Origin of the sequence: Kribbella sp. NBC_00359, assembly GCF_036097425.1 — a bacterium.
Taxonomy (GTDB): domain Bacteria; phylum Actinomycetota; class Actinomycetes; order Propionibacteriales; family Kribbellaceae; genus Kribbella.
Window position 1 is genome coordinate 5091669 of sequence record NZ_CP107975.1, and the last position, 14894, is coordinate 5106562.

General features: G+C 68.5%; 14 protein-coding genes and 1 tRNA gene. 11 read left to right on the plus strand and 4 right to left on the minus strand.

The window, feature by feature from the left end:
• The first annotated feature begins 72 nt into the window (after window positions 1–72).
• The 7 genes from OG876_RS25080 (at window position 73) to OG876_RS25110 (ending at window position 6806) form a co-directional block, all read left to right on the plus strand.
• The gene (locus OG876_RS25080) at window positions 73–402 is read left to right on the plus strand and encodes a YciI family protein (protein WP_328519075.1); all 330 of its coding nucleotides are present in this window, start codon (window positions 73–75) and stop codon (window positions 400–402) included.
• Entirely contained in the window at window positions 399–1586 is a 1188-nt protein-coding gene (locus OG876_RS25085; RefSeq protein ID WP_328519076.1) for an RNA polymerase sigma factor, read from the plus strand. Before OG876_RS25080 ends, OG876_RS25085 begins: the two co-directional genes overlap by 4 nt.
• Window positions 1587–1604: 18 nt before the next feature.
• The gene (locus OG876_RS25090; protein WP_328519077.1) at window positions 1605–2234 is read left to right on the plus strand and encodes a maleylpyruvate isomerase family mycothiol-dependent enzyme; all 630 of its coding nucleotides are present in this window, start codon (window positions 1605–1607) and stop codon (window positions 2232–2234) included.
• Window positions 2231–2614 carry a VOC family protein gene (locus tag OG876_RS25095; RefSeq protein WP_328519078.1) on the plus strand — a complete coding sequence of 128 codons (384 nt, stop codon included), beginning with the start codon at window positions 2231–2233 and terminating at the stop codon, window positions 2612–2614. The genes OG876_RS25090 and OG876_RS25095 overlap by 4 nt, the downstream gene beginning before the upstream one ends.
• Window positions 2615–3003: 389 nt before the next feature.
• Complete coding sequence (locus OG876_RS25100; RefSeq protein WP_328519079.1) at window positions 3004–5610, plus strand: ATP-binding protein; 2607 nt, start codon at window positions 3004–3006, stop codon at window positions 5608–5610.
• A 102-nt stretch (window positions 5611–5712) separates the two neighbouring features.
• Entirely contained in the window at window positions 5713–5964 is a 252-nt protein-coding gene (locus OG876_RS25105) for a DUF4242 domain-containing protein (RefSeq protein WP_328519080.1), read from the plus strand.
• A gap of 2 nt (window positions 5965–5966) precedes the next feature.
• A complete protein-coding gene (locus tag OG876_RS25110) occupies window positions 5967–6806 on the plus strand; it encodes an alpha/beta fold hydrolase (protein ID WP_328519081.1) in 840 nt (279 codons plus the stop codon).
• On the opposite strand, the gene OG876_RS25115 is transcribed toward OG876_RS25110, so the two are convergent.
• Complete coding sequence (locus OG876_RS25115; protein WP_328519082.1) at window positions 6755–7768, minus strand: aldo/keto reductase; 1014 nt, start codon at window positions 7766–7768, stop codon at window positions 6755–6757. The genes OG876_RS25110 and OG876_RS25115 overlap by 52 nt on opposite strands.
• Window positions 7769–7830: 62 nt before the next feature.
• On the opposite strand from OG876_RS25115, the gene OG876_RS25120 reads away from it, so the two are divergent.
• Window positions 7831–8760: an AraC family transcriptional regulator gene (locus OG876_RS25120; protein ID WP_328519083.1), complete on the plus strand. Its 930-nt coding sequence runs from the start codon at window positions 7831–7833 to the stop codon at window positions 8758–8760.
• Here OG876_RS25120 and OG876_RS25125 read toward each other — a convergent pair.
• Window positions 8753–12307, minus strand: coding sequence for a PQQ-dependent sugar dehydrogenase (locus tag OG876_RS25125; RefSeq protein WP_328519084.1), 3555 nt, complete (start codon window positions 12305–12307; stop codon window positions 8753–8755). The two genes, OG876_RS25120 and OG876_RS25125, sit on opposite strands and share 8 nt — an antisense overlap.
• Before the next feature lie 164 nt (window positions 12308–12471).
• Window positions 12472–12876: an SHOCT domain-containing protein gene (locus OG876_RS25130; RefSeq protein ID WP_328519085.1), complete on the minus strand. Its 405-nt coding sequence runs from the start codon at window positions 12874–12876 to the stop codon at window positions 12472–12474.
• Window positions 12877–13467: 591 nt separating this feature from the next.
• Between OG876_RS25130 and OG876_RS25135 the strand changes: the two genes are divergently transcribed.
• On the plus strand, window positions 13468–13776 hold the full coding sequence (locus tag OG876_RS25135; protein WP_328519086.1) for a DUF1269 domain-containing protein: 309 nt from the start codon (window positions 13468–13470) through the stop codon (window positions 13774–13776).
• A 63-nt stretch (window positions 13777–13839) separates the two neighbouring features.
• Here the strand turns inward: OG876_RS25135 and OG876_RS25140 are convergent.
• A tRNA-Arg gene (locus OG876_RS25140) sits at window positions 13840–13911 on the minus strand.
• A 190-nt stretch (window positions 13912–14101) separates the two neighbouring features.
• Between OG876_RS25140 and OG876_RS25145 the strand changes: the two genes are divergently transcribed.
• Together OG876_RS25145 and OG876_RS25150 are read left to right on the plus strand one after the other, a co-directional pair.
• Window positions 14102–14287, plus strand: coding sequence for a PspC domain-containing protein (locus tag OG876_RS25145; RefSeq protein WP_328519087.1), 186 nt, complete (start codon window positions 14102–14104; stop codon window positions 14285–14287).
• Between the two features lie 44 nt (window positions 14288–14331).
• On the plus strand, window positions 14332–14862 hold the full coding sequence (locus tag OG876_RS25150) for a hypothetical protein (protein WP_328519088.1): 531 nt from the start codon (window positions 14332–14334) through the stop codon (window positions 14860–14862).
• Window positions 14863–14894 lie beyond the last annotated feature (32 nt).

A 14894-nucleotide genomic window follows, 5' to 3' on the forward strand; every position in this document is an offset into this window, starting at 1 on the left:
GGTGTCTGTTTCCGGCGGGTCCGTTCGTCGGTGGGGTAAAGGCAGTGTCTGGACCGGCTCTGGAGGAGGACCGTGAAGTACCTGCTGATGATCTGTGGTGACGAGTCGCACGCGAACGACGGCTGCGGCGGCTGGTCGGAGGAGATGGAGCGCCGCGGCGTGGTCGAGGGCGGGGCCGGACTGCGGCCGCCGACCGAGGCGACGACGGTCCGGGTGCGCGACGACGAGCTGCTGCTCACCGACGGGCCGTTCGCCGAGACCAAGGAGCAGATCGGCGGTTTCGTGCTGATCAACTGCGGCGACCTGGACGAGGCGATCGAGATCGCCGCCAAGCACCCGGCGGCCGGTTACGGCACGATCGAGATCCGTCCGGTGTTCGAGCCGCCACCGGGAGTCGTGTGACGTTCGAGGAGGTCTACCGGCAGGAGTGGGGCCAGGTGGTCGCCACCCTGATCCGCGTGACCGGGGACTGGGAGCTGGCCGAGGAGTGCGCCCAGGAGGCGTTCGCCGCGGCCCTGGAGCGGTGGCCGCGGGACGGCGTACCGGACAAGCCCGGTGCCTGGCTGACCACCACCGCACGCAACCGTGCGATCGACTGGCTGCGTCGTGAGGCTGTCGGCGCCGCCAAGCTCCAGGAGGTGGCCACGATGACGTATGAGCCGGACCCGCAGTACGACGTACCGGACGACCGGCTGCGCCTCATGTTCACCTGCTGCCACCCGGCGCTGGCGATGGAGGCCCGGGTGGCGCTCACGCTGCGGACGCTGGCCGGACTGAGTACGGCGGAGATCGCACGGGCGTTCCTGGTCCCGGAGACGACCATGTCGAAGCGGCTGACCAGGGCCAAGCAGAAGATCCAGCACGCCGGAATCCCGTACCGCGTCCCGCCGGCACACCTCCTGCCCGAGCGGACGCCCGCCGTACTGGCTGTGCTCTATCTGCTGTTCAACGAGGGCTATTCAGATGTCGTGCGCACCAGTCTGAGCGGTGAGGCGATCAGACTGGCCAGACTGCTCGTGCAGCTCATGCCGGACGAGCCTGAGGCCGCCGGACTGCTCGCACTCATGCTGCTGCACAACGCGCGGCGTGACACGCGCCTGACCGCGGACGGCGTACTGGTGACCCTGGAAGACCAGGACCGCACCCGCTGGGACCACGCCGTGATCACCGAGGCCGAGAACTTGCTGGACAGCACTCTCCGGCGCGGCGCACCGGGGCCTTATCAAGTGCAGGCAGCCATAGCGGCTTGTCACGCGACAGCTCGTACGGCGGAGGACACGGACTGGCCGCAGATCGCCGGACTGTACGGACGGCTCAAGCAGACTCCGGTGATCGCGCTCAACCGGGCGGTCGCGATCGGCATGGCCGACGGACCGGCCGTGGGACTGCGACTGGTGGACGACCTGGCTGCCGGACCGCTCGCCGGCTACCACCTGCTGCCCGCGACCCGGGCCGACTTCCTCCGTCGGCTAGGGCGCCTCCCCGAGGCGGCCACGGCGTACCAGGAGGCTCTCGGTCTGGCCGCGACCGACGCGGAACGCCGGTATCTGCAGGAAAGGTTGCGGCAGGTGTCCGTCGGCGCCTGATCCGTTCGTCGGTGGGGTATGACGGATATCAGAGTGGCCGTGGCGGGGGAGCGGGCCGATCTCGCCGACGTGCTGGCCGGGTTGGCGGCCGACGACTGGGACAAGGCGACGCTGTGCGCGGGCTGGCGGGTCCGCGAACTGGTTGCGCACATCACCATGCCGTTCCGGCTGTCCACACCACGTTTCTTGCTGGGGTTGGCCAAAGCTCGAGGCAACTTCGATCGATTCGCCGATCGCCAGGCCCGCCGCGACGGTCGTGAGCTCTCGGCCGCCGAGCTGCTGGATTGTCTGCGGCAGAACATCAACCACCCGTGGAAGCCGCCGGGTGGCGGCTACCAGGGTGCGTTGTCGCACGACGTGATCCACGGACTCGACGTGACTGTTGCCCTCGGCATCGACAGGCAGGTGCCCGCCAACCGGATGCGCCTCATCCTCGACGACATGAACCCGCGGCAGCTCAAGTACTTCGGCGTGGACGTCACCGGCATCCAGCTCAAAGCCACCGACCTCGATTGGACCTACGGCACCGGCGAACCACTCAGCGGCACCGCCCAGGACCTCCTCCTGGTCCTCTGCGACCGCACCCTCCCGCCCAACCACCTGTCCGGACCTGCCGCCGACCGATTCACCACTGGAGTGACCCGATGATCATCAGCCTCCCGATCGAGGACCGTCCGCGCTCGTACGCCTTCTACCAGGAGGCTTTCGGCTTCAAGCCAGTCGGTGAGCTTGCGCAGGACGGCATACCCGAGCCCTTGCAGTTCGCCCTGACCGACGACGTGCGGCTCATGCTGATCCCGACCGGCGGCTTCGGCTGGGTGCTCGGCGAGCAGCCGGCCGCACCGCCCGGCACCAGCGAGTGCATTCTCAGCGTCCATGCCGACAGCGAGTCCGCCGTCGACGCCCTCGCCGCCAAGGTGGTGGCTGCCGGTGCCGAGCTGGTCACTGCGCCGATCCGCAAACCCTGGGCCTACATCGCCACTTTCACCGACCCCGACGGCCACCTCTGGATGGTTGAAACCTCCTAGAGCGGTCGGCCGCGCGGATCGGCCGGCTGCAGGCCGCCCACAGCCGATCGCCGGAATCGTCTTGCCCTGAGGGCGTCAATCCGTCGACTGAGCCAGGACTGCCGACCGGCCCGCGCCGCACGGACGAGACGATGGTGCTCCGCTTGGCGGAGCAGGTCATCCTGCCGGGCTTCGGCCATCGCCTTGCTGAGGTAGGGATGCATGATGAGTTCCTCCGTAACCGAGAGGAGCGACAACCGCTCCTCCGACGAGCGTCAAGCAGACGGAGGGACTCTCGAATCGGCGTCCAGCGCCCATCTCGGCGACCGATCCACCTACCTTCCGTGCCGTGCTACCCATTCCGGTGACGGGTGTTTACGGTGAGCCTGAACCGGTCCCACACTGGGCTCATGGGGTTGCTCGAGCGCGACAGCGCTCTCGAGGCATTGACGCAGTACGCAGCACAAGCCCGTGCCGGCGACGGGCGGGTAGTTCTCATCTCGGGCGAGGCCGGCGCCGGTAAGTCCGCCTTGCTGGAACAGCTGCAACGAGAGCTCGTCGATGTCTGCTGGGTCGGCGGCACGTGCGACGGCCTGTTCACGCCCAGGCCACTCGGCCCGTTGTTCGAGATCGCCGAGCAGTTGAGGGGTGAACTGCTCGAGGCGTGCCGCAGCGATACGGGGCGCGACGAGCTGTTCACTGTGCTGCTACGCCGCCTGTCGGCCCCAGGTCCGCCGGTCGTTGTCTCGATCGAGGATCTGCACTGGGCCGACGAATCAACGCTTGACCTCGTCCGGTTCCTCGGCCGTCGCATTCGTATGACGCGGTCGCTGCTCCTCGTCACCTTCCGCGATGATGCGCTCGGGTCGGACGATGCGCTGCGCATCGCCCTGGGTGGACTCGCCGGCGAACGAGCGATGCGTCGGGTCACCGTTCCTGCACTGTCCGCGGACGCGGTCGCGGTCCTTGCCGCCGGGAGCGGACTTGCGGCCGACGACGTCTACCGGCTGAGTGGCGGGAACGCGTTCTTCGTCCATGAGATCGTGCGGTCCGCAAGCGAGCTGCCCGCCACCGCGCGCGATGCCGTGCTCGCTCGCGTCGCGCGGCTGAGCGGTTCGGCGCGAGCTGTGCTCGACATCGCGGCCGTCGCCGGCCTCCACGTCGATCTGGGCCTGCTCGAGTCGTTGGGCGCGGCGGTTCGCGATCTCGACGAGCTCGTCGAGGCCGGTGCGCTGGTCAGCGACTCGGGATCGCTGCGGTTCCGCCACGAGATCAACCGGCGGGCTGTGGCGAGCGAGATACCCGTGCATCGCAAGGCTGCGATCCACGCCCAGCTCCTCGCGGCGTTGCAGCGCTCCGGCGGCACCGACGAGGCGGTGCTGGCCTGTCACGCCGACGGTGCCGGAGACCAGGCCGCGGTCCTACGCTATGCACCGGCCGCCGGGCGGCGGGCAGCCGACCTCGGCGCACACCGCGAGGCCGTCGAGCACTTCGAGGCCGCACTGCGCTTCTCCGCCCAGGTCACGCCGCGAACGGCCGCCGACCTGTATTCCCGGCTCGCGACCGAGGCCTCGGTAATCGAACGCTGGCAGCTGGCTCTCGACGCCGGCCAGCGAGCGCTGGAGCTCTGGACCGAGGTGGCCGATCCGCTCCGTTTGAGCGACGCGATGCGTTCGCTGTCCGCGACGATGTGGCGCCTCTGCCGGGGTCGGAAGTCGATGGAGCTTGCGGTCGCGGCCGTCGACGTCGTCCGCGACGGCGGCGCGACCCCGGAGCTGGCCCGCGCCTACGCACAGCTGGCGCAGCTGCGGAGTCACCACGGCGAGGTCGAGGCTGCGTCGTTGCTACTGCGCCGCGCGGGTGACCTGGGCGACGCGCTGGACCTCCCGGATGTCCGTAGCGACGTGGCGAACACCCGAGCCATCGTCGCGTGGACTTCCGGTGAGGAGTGGATGCCCCTGCTGAACCGCGCGCTCGACATCGCCCTGGACACAGGGGCTCGCGAGCAGGCCGCGCGTGCCTACGCGAACCTGTGTACTGCGCTGTGCGACTTCAGCCGGCTCGCGGAAGCCGAGTCGTATTACGCGCGGGGTGCGGCCTTGTGCGACGAGACCGGCATGACCCGGTTCGGGATCTGTCTGCGCGCCACCTGGGGTGAGATTCTGCTGGGCGTGGGCCGGTGGGACGAGGCGGTCGACGTGTGCCGGCAGGTTCTCGCGAGCGGCGCTTCGCCGTTCAACCGGCTCTCCGCCGCGACCGTGATCGGCCGGATCCATGCCCGGCGGGGCGACGGCGATCCGTGGCCCTACCTGGACGAAGCGGTGACCAACGCCGACGCGACGGAGCGCCCGGACCTCATCGCCCTCACCCGATCCGCACGGGCGGAGGCGCACTGGCTGGCGGGGAATCTCGAGAGTGCGCTGCATGACGTCACCGTCGGGAGTCTCCACGTCGAGCGGGCCCACGAATGGCTCCAGGGCCAGATCGCGACCTGGCAAACGCGTCTCGGTGTCGCCGTGACGCCGTCGCGGACCAGGCTTCCGGGGCCGCACGCCCGGTCGGTGAGCGGGGACTTCGAGCATGCGGCCGAACTCTGGGACGACATCGGCAGTCCCTTCGACGCCGCGCTCGCGCTGCTCGACTCCGGTTCGGAGCTGGGGATGCGGGAGGCGTTACGCCGCTTCGACGCTGTCGGCGCGGACGCGGCCGCGAGGCTGACGCGCCGGCGGATGCGCCGGCTCGGCCTGCGCGCGATCCCTTCCGGTGCGCATCCATCGACGCGCTCCGACGCGGCCGGTATGACCCGCCGCGAGCGCGAGGTGATGACGCTGGTCGCGGCCGGGCAGTCGAACGCGACCATCTCCGCGCAACTGGTGATCTCACCACGGACAGTCGAGCACCACGTGGCCGCGATCCTCGCCAAGCGCGGAGTCGCGTCGCGAACGCTCGTCGCGGCCGAAGCTCGCCGCCGCGGCCTGCTGGAGGCTCCCGACCGGCCGGGCGCAGCAACAAACTAGGTCGCTACGCGCGGAACCTGGGTGCTCACTACGGATCACCCGGACCACCTCGCCGGCATAGGTTCGCTGCGAAATGACCAAGCGACCGAAAGAGTGTGAATCATGCCGCTGTACATGGACGTCCACAACTTCACCGACGGCGTCTCGGCAGAAGACGTCGCCAAGGCGCACGCTGCCGACCTGCAGACCGAAGCCCGCTACGAGGTGCGGTATCTGCGGTACTGGGTGAACGAACGGCACGGCAAGGTGTTCTGCCTGGTCGAAGCCCCGTCGGCTGAGGCGGCGTCGACGGTGCATCGCAAAGCGCACGGTCTCGTCGCCGACGAGATCTTCCAGGTTCAGGAAGGCGTCTGACGATGGCCGGACTTGCTTTCCAGCGAACCGGAACCGGACCGCCGCTGGTGCTGTTGCACGGCATCGGGTGTTCGCACCGAGTGTGGTCTCCGGTCGTCGACGCACTTGCCGAGCACTTCGACGTCATCGCCGTTGATCTTCCCGGCTTCGGGGACTCGCCCCCGCTGGCAGCCGGGGTGGAACCGCATCCGGCCGCGCTGGCGGATGCAGTCGCCACCTTTCTCGACGGTCTGGGCATCGTTGCGCCCACTGTCGCCGGGAACTCGCTCGGCGGGTGGGTCGCCCTCGAACTGGCCGACATCAGGCCGACCGCCGCTCTCGTGCTGATCTCGCCTGCGGGCCTCTGGCCGGGGAGTACGCCGCTGTACAACCGGCTCAGCCTGCGGGGTACGAGGTGGCTCGCGCGGACCTGGGTCAAGCCGCTGTCGCGGTTGGTGAACCACAGGGTCGGACGTGCGCTCGTGCTGCGCCAGATCGTCGGCCGGCCGTCCCGGATCAGCCCTGACCTGGCCCGCGCGATGGTGTGGGACATGGCGACGAGTCCCGGCTTCGACGCGACCCTCGACGCCACCCGCGATCGGCACTATCGGGCCGGGCCGGGGTTGGAGGTGCCGATCACGGTTGCCTTCGGCTCGCGGGATCTCCTGCTGAGGCAGCGGTCGCGCCATGTCGAGCAACTCCCGCCCGGCGCTCGATTAGAGACGCTGGCCGGCGGCGGCCACGTGCCGATGAGCGACGATCCGCACGCCGTCGCCGCCCTGATGACGGCTGCGGCCCGGCAGGCCCATTCTCAGCGGCGCCGGAGAGCAGCGTGCTCGATCGCCGGTGGGGTGGCGTTGTAGTTGTCGGCCGGGTCCAGTTCGGTGCCGGGTGCAACGATCTCGTCGATCCGGTCGAGGATGTCGCCGGACAGTTCGATCTCCGCGGCGGGCAGGAGGCTGTCGAGTTGTTCCTGCGTGCGCGGGCCGATCAGCACCGACGTCACTGCCGGGTGTGCCCGGACGAAGGCCGTGGCCAGGTGCGGCAACGACAGCCCCGCCTCGCCGGCGAGCGCGGTCAGCTTCGCCACCGCGGCGGCCTTCGCCTGACCGGTCGGGGTGGAAGGGTCGTAGTGGGACGGCCGGGTCGACGCTCGGTGCGACGACGCCTGGTTCGCCCGGCCGGACAGCCAGCCGCTGTTCAGCGGACTGAACGTGAGTACGCCGAGGTCGTACCGCTGGGCCACCGGGAACACGGACGCCTCCGGCCGGCGGGTCAGGATCGAGTACATGGTCTGCTCGGTCAGGAACCGGTGCGTACCGCGACGCTCCGCGGTCCACTGCGCCTCGACGATCGTCTCGGCCGGGAACATCGACGATCCGAACGCCCGGATCTTCCCCGCCTGGACCAGATCCGACAGCGCGGACAGCGTCTCGGCGGGATCGGTGTCGTGATCCGGGCGATGCAGTTGGTACAGATCGAGGTGGTCGGTGCCGAGCCGGCGCAGGCTGTTCTCGACCGACCGCACGATCCAGCGGCGGGAGGCGCCGCGCTGATTGGGGTCCGCGCCCATCGGCAGGCCGAACTTGCTGGCCAGTACGACGTCGTCGCGCCGGCCGCGGATCGCCGTACCGACGATCTCCTCGGACTCACCGGCCGAGTAGACGTCGGCCGTGTCGATCAGGTTGATGCCGGCGTCGAGGGCGCGGTGGATGATCCGGACCGAGTCCTCATGGTCCTGGTTGCCCATCGCGCCGAACATCATCGCGCCGAGGGCGACGTCGCTGACCGAGATACCGGTCGCGCCGAGAATTCTGCGGTGCACGGGGGGTGCCTTTCTCGAGATTGCTGGTACCTCTCGATCAGAGCACCGCGGAACCCCGGATCGTGAGCACCTTGCTGGCACCGGCTTGCGCGATCCTGCCGACTTGGTTCACTGGGGGAGTGGACCTGCTCGACGAACTCCGGACGCTCATCCTTCGGCACGCGGCCGGGCAGCGCGGGCACAGCGTGCCCCTGATCGACGGGGTACAGGTCAGTCGGCGCGACGAACCCAACGGGCCGAGCGCCGGAATCGCCACGCCGTCGGTCGCGGTCGTCGCATCCGGCGTCAAGCAGACCCTGCTCAACGGTGTCCCGTACGAATACCGCGCCGGGCAGTTCCTCGTCACGTCATTGGACCTTCCGATCATCGGCCAAGCGCTGAAGGCGAGCCCGGACGAGCCGTTCGCCGTGGTCAGCCTGCGGCTCGACCCGCTGGAGATCGCGCCCCTGCTCCTCGAGACGCCGCCCCGGCCCCCGCAGTACGGCGGTCTGGTGGTGAGTGACGCGACACCCGAGTTGCTCGATCCCGTCGTACGGCTGTTGCGCATAGCTGACCGTCCGGACGACGTACGGGTGCTGGCGCCGGGGATCCGCCAGGAGATCCTGTGGCGCCTGCTGACCGGTGATCAGGGTGCCCTGGTCCGCCAGATCGGTCTGGCCGACGGCATGCTGGCTCACGTCTCGCAGGCGATCCGCTGGATCCGCCGGCACTACAGCGAACCGATTCTCGTCGCCGAGCTGGCCGCCCTGGCCGGCATGAGTCAGTCGACCTTCCACCGCCACTTCCGCGCGGCGACCTCGATGACTCCGATCCAGTTCCAGAAGCAGATCCGCCTCCAGGAGGCCAGGGTCCTGTTGCGCACCCAGGCCGCCACCGCGGCCGACGTCGGCTTCCGCGTCGGTTACACCAGCGCGGCGCACTTCACCCGCGAGTACCACAAGGCCTTCGGCCGAACCCCGGGCGAAGACCGAACAATTTTCAGCGCTAGTTGACTCCTGTTGCCAGGTCGGTCTGGATCTCGGTGGCGGTGAGTGCGCGGTTGTAGACGCGGATGTCGTCGAGCAGTCCGCGCCAGCGTTCGCCGCCACAGCTGCTGCAGGCCGACTGGCCGAATACCAGGGCCTGGGTGTTGGGCACCGGTGCCGTGGTCTCGTTGGCGGTGCGGATGGCCGTCCCGTTCAGGTACAGGGTGTAGGTGTTGGCCGCGTCGTTGAACACGGCGGCGAGGTGCGACCACTGGTTCAGCGGAATCGTCGGAGTGGTGCTGACGTACTCGCGGCAACCGCCGTTGCTGAAGCCGCTGGCGATCTTGTTGCCGGTGGTCTGCAGCCAGTAGCCGCAGCCGCCGGTCACCTCCTTGATCAGGATCGTCTCGTAGTTGCTCAGCGCTGTCGGGTTGACCCAGGCCTCGAGCGTGTAGCTGGAGTTGAGGCTGATCGACGACGAGTGCGGCACGGTCACGTTGCCCGACGACCCGTTGAACGACAGGGCAGCGCCGTACTTGCCGGCCGTGGTCCAGGTGGCGCCGGCGCCCGACAACGTGCCGTTGTTTCCGCTGCCCGACGAGTCGTGCACGCTCGCCCCGGATCCCTCGTTGAATCCCCAGGCACCCACGAGCCCGGTCGGCAACGGCGTCGCGGTGAACGTCGCCGTGTAGCTCTGCGCAGTCGCCGGCACAGTGATCGTGTGCTGCTGTCCGCCGCCGTCGGACCAGGACGCGAACGTGTACGACGTGCCGCCCGCGATCTGGTTACGCGCCTCGATCGTGTGGTTGTACCCGACCAGCGTGTCGTAGACGAACGGCGTCGTCTTGGCGATCCCGTCGAGATAGAGCTGCCGGCCGCTGGGCACGGTGTCGAACGTCAGGTTGACCTTCTGCGGATAGACGATGACCGACTGCGTCGAGGTCAGGCCGGTCGAGTCGCGGACGGTCAGCTGGATGCGGTAGCGCGTGTTGCCGCTGAAGTCGTGACCCGTCGACGGGATGACGAAACTGCCGCTCTTCACCCCGGTGATCGGCGTACCGGGGTGGACGTGGCCGTCGTGCAGGAAGTCGATGTTCCAGGTGAACGCGCTGGCGGGGAGCGGACCGTCATCGGGATCGATGCCGTCACCGCTGTACGTGATGACGTCGCCGGCCACGAACTGCGCACCGTCGGTCGGCGCCAGGATGGTTGCCGTCGGGACGCTGCCCGCGCTGATGGTGATCGGCGTCGAGATGGAGTTGTTCACACCGTCAGAGACGGTCAGCCGAGCCTGATAGGCGCCGGCCGTGACGTAGGTGTGCACCGGGTTGGCCTCGGTGGAGGTGGCGCCGTCACCGAAGGTCCAGGAGTAGGTCAGCGGCTGGCCCTCGGGGTCGGACGAGCCGGCACTCGAGAACGTGACGTCCAGCGGTGCCGGGCCGGAGGCCGGAGTGGCCGTGGCGGTCACGACCGGCGCCTGGTTGGACTGGACGTACTTGATCCGGCGGATCTTGCTCACCCCGAACATTCCGCTCTCGTCGGAGTAGCCGAGGTCCGCGTAGTACAGCGCACCGTCGGGTCCCTCGGCCAGGTAGACGATGTCGCCGTACGGCCCGTCCACGGAGCCGTCCGGCGGCTCGAAGTTGAAGCTGCCGGTGACGGCACCGCTCGCGTCGAGGGTGACGCCACGGATCCAGTTCTGGGCGTAGTCGGCGTAGAAGTACGCGCCTCGGTACGCCGGCGGGAACACGGTGCCGTGATAGACGAAGCCGCCGGTGACCGCCGCGTCGCGGCCCGAGTGCGGGTACCAGATCAGTGGGCTGGTGCAGGGGGCCGCACACGGCCCCTCGGTGCTGGGCCAGCCGTAGTCGGCTCCGCGGACACCGAGCTCGACCTCCTCCTTGGACGTCGAGGTGTCGTTGCCGCCGACATCGCCGATGAAGTACCGGCCGGTCGGTGCGTCGTAGTACGCCCGGAACGGGTTGCGCAGACCGCGCGCCCAGATCGTGTCGACGTTCGGGCCGGCCCCGTCGTAGAAGGGGTTGTCGGTCGGCGCCGTACCGTCGGGGTTGATCCGGTGGACCTTGCCGCGCGGGCTGGTGAGCAGCGGCGCGGCCGAGGGAACGAAGTGCTCACCGGTGGTGAAGAGCAGCTTCCCGTCGTTGGCGAAGTTCAGCGAGCCGCCGTGGTGCTCGGCGTTGGCGTTCTGCGGATCCTCGTACAGCACGAACTCGCTGCCGGCGACGGTGCCGTCCAGCGTGGCGTTCGCGGTGAAGCGCGAGACGCGGTCGTGGTTGGGTGTGCCCAGTGTGTAGAACACGTAGTAGTAGTGGTTCGTTGCGAATCCGGGGTCGAGCACGAGGTCGTAGATGCCTTGCTGTACGCCGGCCGAGCCGATGTTCGTGATCTGCAGGAACAGCGTCGGGCTCGGCTGCGTGTACGGCGGCGGCAGGACCTTGATCCGGCCTTGCAACTCGGCCACCAGCATGCGGCCGTCCGGCAGGAACTCGAACGTGGTCGGCAGGTCGAAACCGGTCGCCAGGACCTCGTTCTGGAAGTAGTTGGTGTTGGCGACATTGACGTTGACCAGTGCTGTCGTCGTCGCGTTGCCGGCGGCGTCACGAGCCCGTGCGGACAGCGTGTGGGCGCCGTTGGGGACAGTGCGACTGTCCCAGGTCAGTGCGTACGGCGCTGCGGAGTCCTCGGGACCGTTGGCACTCCCGTCGACCAGGAACTGCACCGCCACGACTCCCACGTTGTCGGCGGCGTCCGCGCTGACCACGACGATGTCGTTGACGCTGGCATTGTTCGCGGGTGCGGTGATCGCGACCGTCGGGGGAGTGGTGTCGGCTGGAGTCGAGTCAGCCTTGAACGCCACCATGTGCATGGCCCAGGCGGTGCTGTTCTGGGTTGCGGTCGCGCTGTAGGGGCCTGCAGTGGTGACCTGTCTGTCCTCGGTCCGGTTGCCGAAGTTGCTGCGCCGGGTGGTGAAGCCGGTTCCTCCGGCAGTCACGGTGCCCAGGGACGCGCCGGCTCCGAAGATCAGGTCGTTGGCGTTGGTCGTGGTCGCCGTACCGCTGTTCATCGCGCTCGCGGTGCCGACGGCTGCGGCGGAGACGTCCAGCGGGTTCGTCTTGTCGAGGCCGGAGTACTCGTGGATGTAGAGGTCGCCGAACGACGTGATCGCGGTGCCGAAGGTCGCGCGCACCGTGTTGGTGCCAGCGGCAACGTTCTTCGCGTAGAACACCTGCGAGCTCCAGGCGTTGCCGTTCCACCTCGTCACCGGCGCGGCAGCGGCGTACGCGTTGCCCAGGGTGTCAGTCACCGTCACCGCGGAACTGTTGCTCCACACCACGTAAACGACGATCAGGTTGCCGCCCACGTTGTTGTTGGTGAACTTGAGGCTGTCCAACGTGCCGGTGGTGATCTCCTTGCCACGGCTCTGCACGTGCACCGGCGTAGCCGCCTGTGCCGGTGCCGTCACCGCCGCCAATCCCACCGCAGCCAGCACACCCGCCAGCACAACAGCCGTAGTCCGGCCGAACCGGCGCCCCCACACACGGCGAAGCCCCATTGCCCCCACCCCCCTGCGTTCGGTGCACGCGGCCCCCCGGGTGCCCCGCTGTGAGTGTCCGCCCATTCCGACACCCACGGCAAGGCCACCCGGCAGTGGAGGCCGCGTTGCTACCAACCGCAACCAGAGGGGATGTCGCGGTGATCCCGGACCACCCGCCCGGGTCAGCCGCTCGCGAGAGCCTTGGCCTTTCCGGCCTCGAACTCCGCGTCCGAGATCACGCCCTTCTCCTTCAGGTCGGCGAGACGGCTGATCTCGTCGGCTGCGCTGGTCGAGGTCCCGGCCACGCCCTTGATGTACTCACGGGTGGCCGCGTCCTGGGCCTGAGCGTCCCGGTAGGCGCGATCGTGCATCTTCCCGCCCCGTGCGATCAGGTAAACGAACACGCCGAGGTAGGGAAGGATCACGACGAAGATCGTCCACAACGCCTTTCCCCAGCCGGACAGGTCGGAACTGCGGAAGATGTCGGTGAAGACGATGATCAGCAGCCAGAACCAGATGATCCACAGGAAGAACCAGAGGAGTGACACGAACACGTCACCCGTTCCGAAGTCATCAAGCGCGATCATTTCGCCGCCCCCCGTTCGTGAAGTGCCGCACCCGGGCACCTGCGGAGCCCGATGGGTGCGTTGTTCTCAGATGTCATGAGATTCCCTCTGTACGTGGGATGTTTACGGGACGATGGTCACAGCCGCCGACGTCCCCGGCATCCCCTGCGGTGGGTGAGATCGGCGTCACCCTGCCCACGAAAAGCGATGAGCCCGCTGCCAGATAGGGACTCAGTGTGACGTTAAAGTCACGATCTGTGATCATTCACCGGCGCCGCAGCGGACATCGGACCAACGGGATGGGGCGAAATCACCTAGGGGAGGGGATGACGGCGCAACGGGGCGAGGTGACGCTGGGTGTAGGTGGCCGGGCGGCCACGACCTGAGAAGGGGGCATCACCATGGCGGATCGCAACTACACGCTGTTCGTTGCCGCGTACGAGGACGAAGCCTCTGCTCAAGCGGATTTCACGAGCATCAAGAACCTGGACGACACCGTCGTGGTGGCCGCGGTGGTCCTCTCCCGTGACTCCTCGGGCCAGGTGGAGGTCAAAGAGCACGGCGGCGGGCTCATCGCCGGCGGCACCACCCTGGGCGCCATCGGCGGGGCTGGTGGTCGGACTGTTCGCCCCACCCCTGCTGGCGGCCGGTGTGATCGGCGCCGGGCTCGGCGCCGGCGTCGGGGCGATCGCGAAACGTCACGAGGAGAAGTCCATCGGTGTGGACGCGGAGGAGTGGCTGCCGATCGGTTCCTCGGCGATCGCCGCAGTCGTCGACGACCTCTACCTCGACCGTGTCGACAAGGCGGTCGGTAAGGCGACCAAGAAGGTCAGCAAGGCCATCGACAAGGGCGACTACAACGCCGTCGTCAAGGCCGTCAACGAGGGCGACGAGAAGGTCATCGACGCCGCAGAGTCCTGATCCGGCCCCCGAAAGTACGAAACCCCGAACCCGCTGTGGGTTCAGGGTCGAGAGATCAGAGTGCGCCCCCGGCAGGATTCGAACCTGCGCACCCGCCTCCGGAGGGCGGTGCTCTATCCCCTGAGCTACGGGGGCTCAGGAACGTGCAGAACAGTAGCAGGAAGTCACTGGAAATCCCGAATCGGGTACGGCGTCCGGTGCGTCACCGAGACAGGCCCCGGGAGACCCTGAGCCGACCCTGGAACCACGGTGCGGCGGGATCGACTTCCGGTGCCCCGGCGTCATAGTGGTTGTAAGCCCAACAGCTGAAAGGAAATCGGTACCCATGGCTACCACTCTGGTCCGCCCGTCCAACGGTCGCTGGATCGGCGGTGTCTGCGCCGGGCTGGCCCGGCGGTTCGGCATCTCGGCGAACACGATGCGTCTGATCTTCGTCGTCAGCTGCCTGCTGCCCGGCCCGCAGTTCCTGATCTACATCGTGCTCTGGGTGCTGATGCCGTCGGAGGGCTGACCCTCCGGCAGCCCGCCCGGGCGCGCATGGCAATCTGGCTCGTCATGAGAGCAGGCAGGTGGCGCCGGGCGGGCGTGACGGCGGCCGCTCTGCTCCTCATGAGCACGGTGGTGGGCGGCTGCCAGGTAGGCCCCGCGCCGCCCGGTCCGGCCGAGCTCCGGACCGGGCCGCCTCCGTGGGACGCACCCCGCGACGCGGTCTCGTACATCGACAAGGCCGGTTTCGAACGACTCCCACTCGACTTCTCCGGCCCCTCGCCGTACACCCTGACCATCGCCGTCACGGTCGACGGCACCGCGGTCCAGGTCCCGGCCGGCGTCGGCATCGACCGCCTCCGCGCCGAGCAGGCCGCCGTCCACACCCACACCACCGACGGTCTCGTGTACGTCGAAGCCAAAACCACCGCCGAGCACCCCACCCTCGCCCAGTTCTTCACCCTCTGGGGCGTCAAGTACGACGCCAACTGCCTGGCCGACGCCTGCAAGTCCCGCACGGTCACCGTCGACGGCAAGCCGGCCGCCTGGAACACCCCGCTGACCCGCGACGCCCGCATCACCGTGAGTGCCCGGCACTGATCACGTACCGGGCTGTGGATGCTGAGTCAAGG

Excerpts from the sequence above, each read along its gene's own strand:
- OG876_RS25090 (WP_328519077.1), top strand. The coding sequence starts at position 1,605 with ATGACGGATATCAGAGTGGCCGTGGCGGGGGAGCGGGCCGATCTCGCC.
- OG876_RS25095 (WP_328519078.1), top strand. The coding sequence starts at position 2,231 with ATGATCATCAGCCTCCCGATCGAGGACCGTCCGCGCTCGTACGCCTTC.
- OG876_RS25100 (WP_328519079.1), top strand. The coding sequence starts at position 3,004 with ATGGGGTTGCTCGAGCGCGACAGCGCTCTCGAGGCATTGACGCAGTAC.
- OG876_RS25105 (WP_328519080.1), top strand. The coding sequence starts at position 5,713 with ATGCCGCTGTACATGGACGTCCACAACTTCACCGACGGCGTCTCGGCA.
- OG876_RS25110 (WP_328519081.1), top strand. The coding sequence starts at position 5,967 with ATGGCCGGACTTGCTTTCCAGCGAACCGGAACCGGACCGCCGCTGGTG.
- OG876_RS25125 (WP_328519084.1), bottom strand. The coding sequence starts at position 12,307 with ATGGGGCTTCGCCGTGTGTGGGGGCGCCGGTTCGGCCGGACTACGGCT.
- OG876_RS25130 (WP_328519085.1), bottom strand. The coding sequence starts at position 12,876 with ATGATCGCGCTTGATGACTTCGGAACGGGTGACGTGTTCGTGTCACTC.
- OG876_RS25145 (WP_328519087.1), top strand. The coding sequence starts at position 14,102 with ATGGCTACCACTCTGGTCCGCCCGTCCAACGGTCGCTGGATCGGCGGT.
- OG876_RS25150 (WP_328519088.1), top strand. The coding sequence starts at position 14,332 with ATGAGAGCAGGCAGGTGGCGCCGGGCGGGCGTGACGGCGGCCGCTCTG.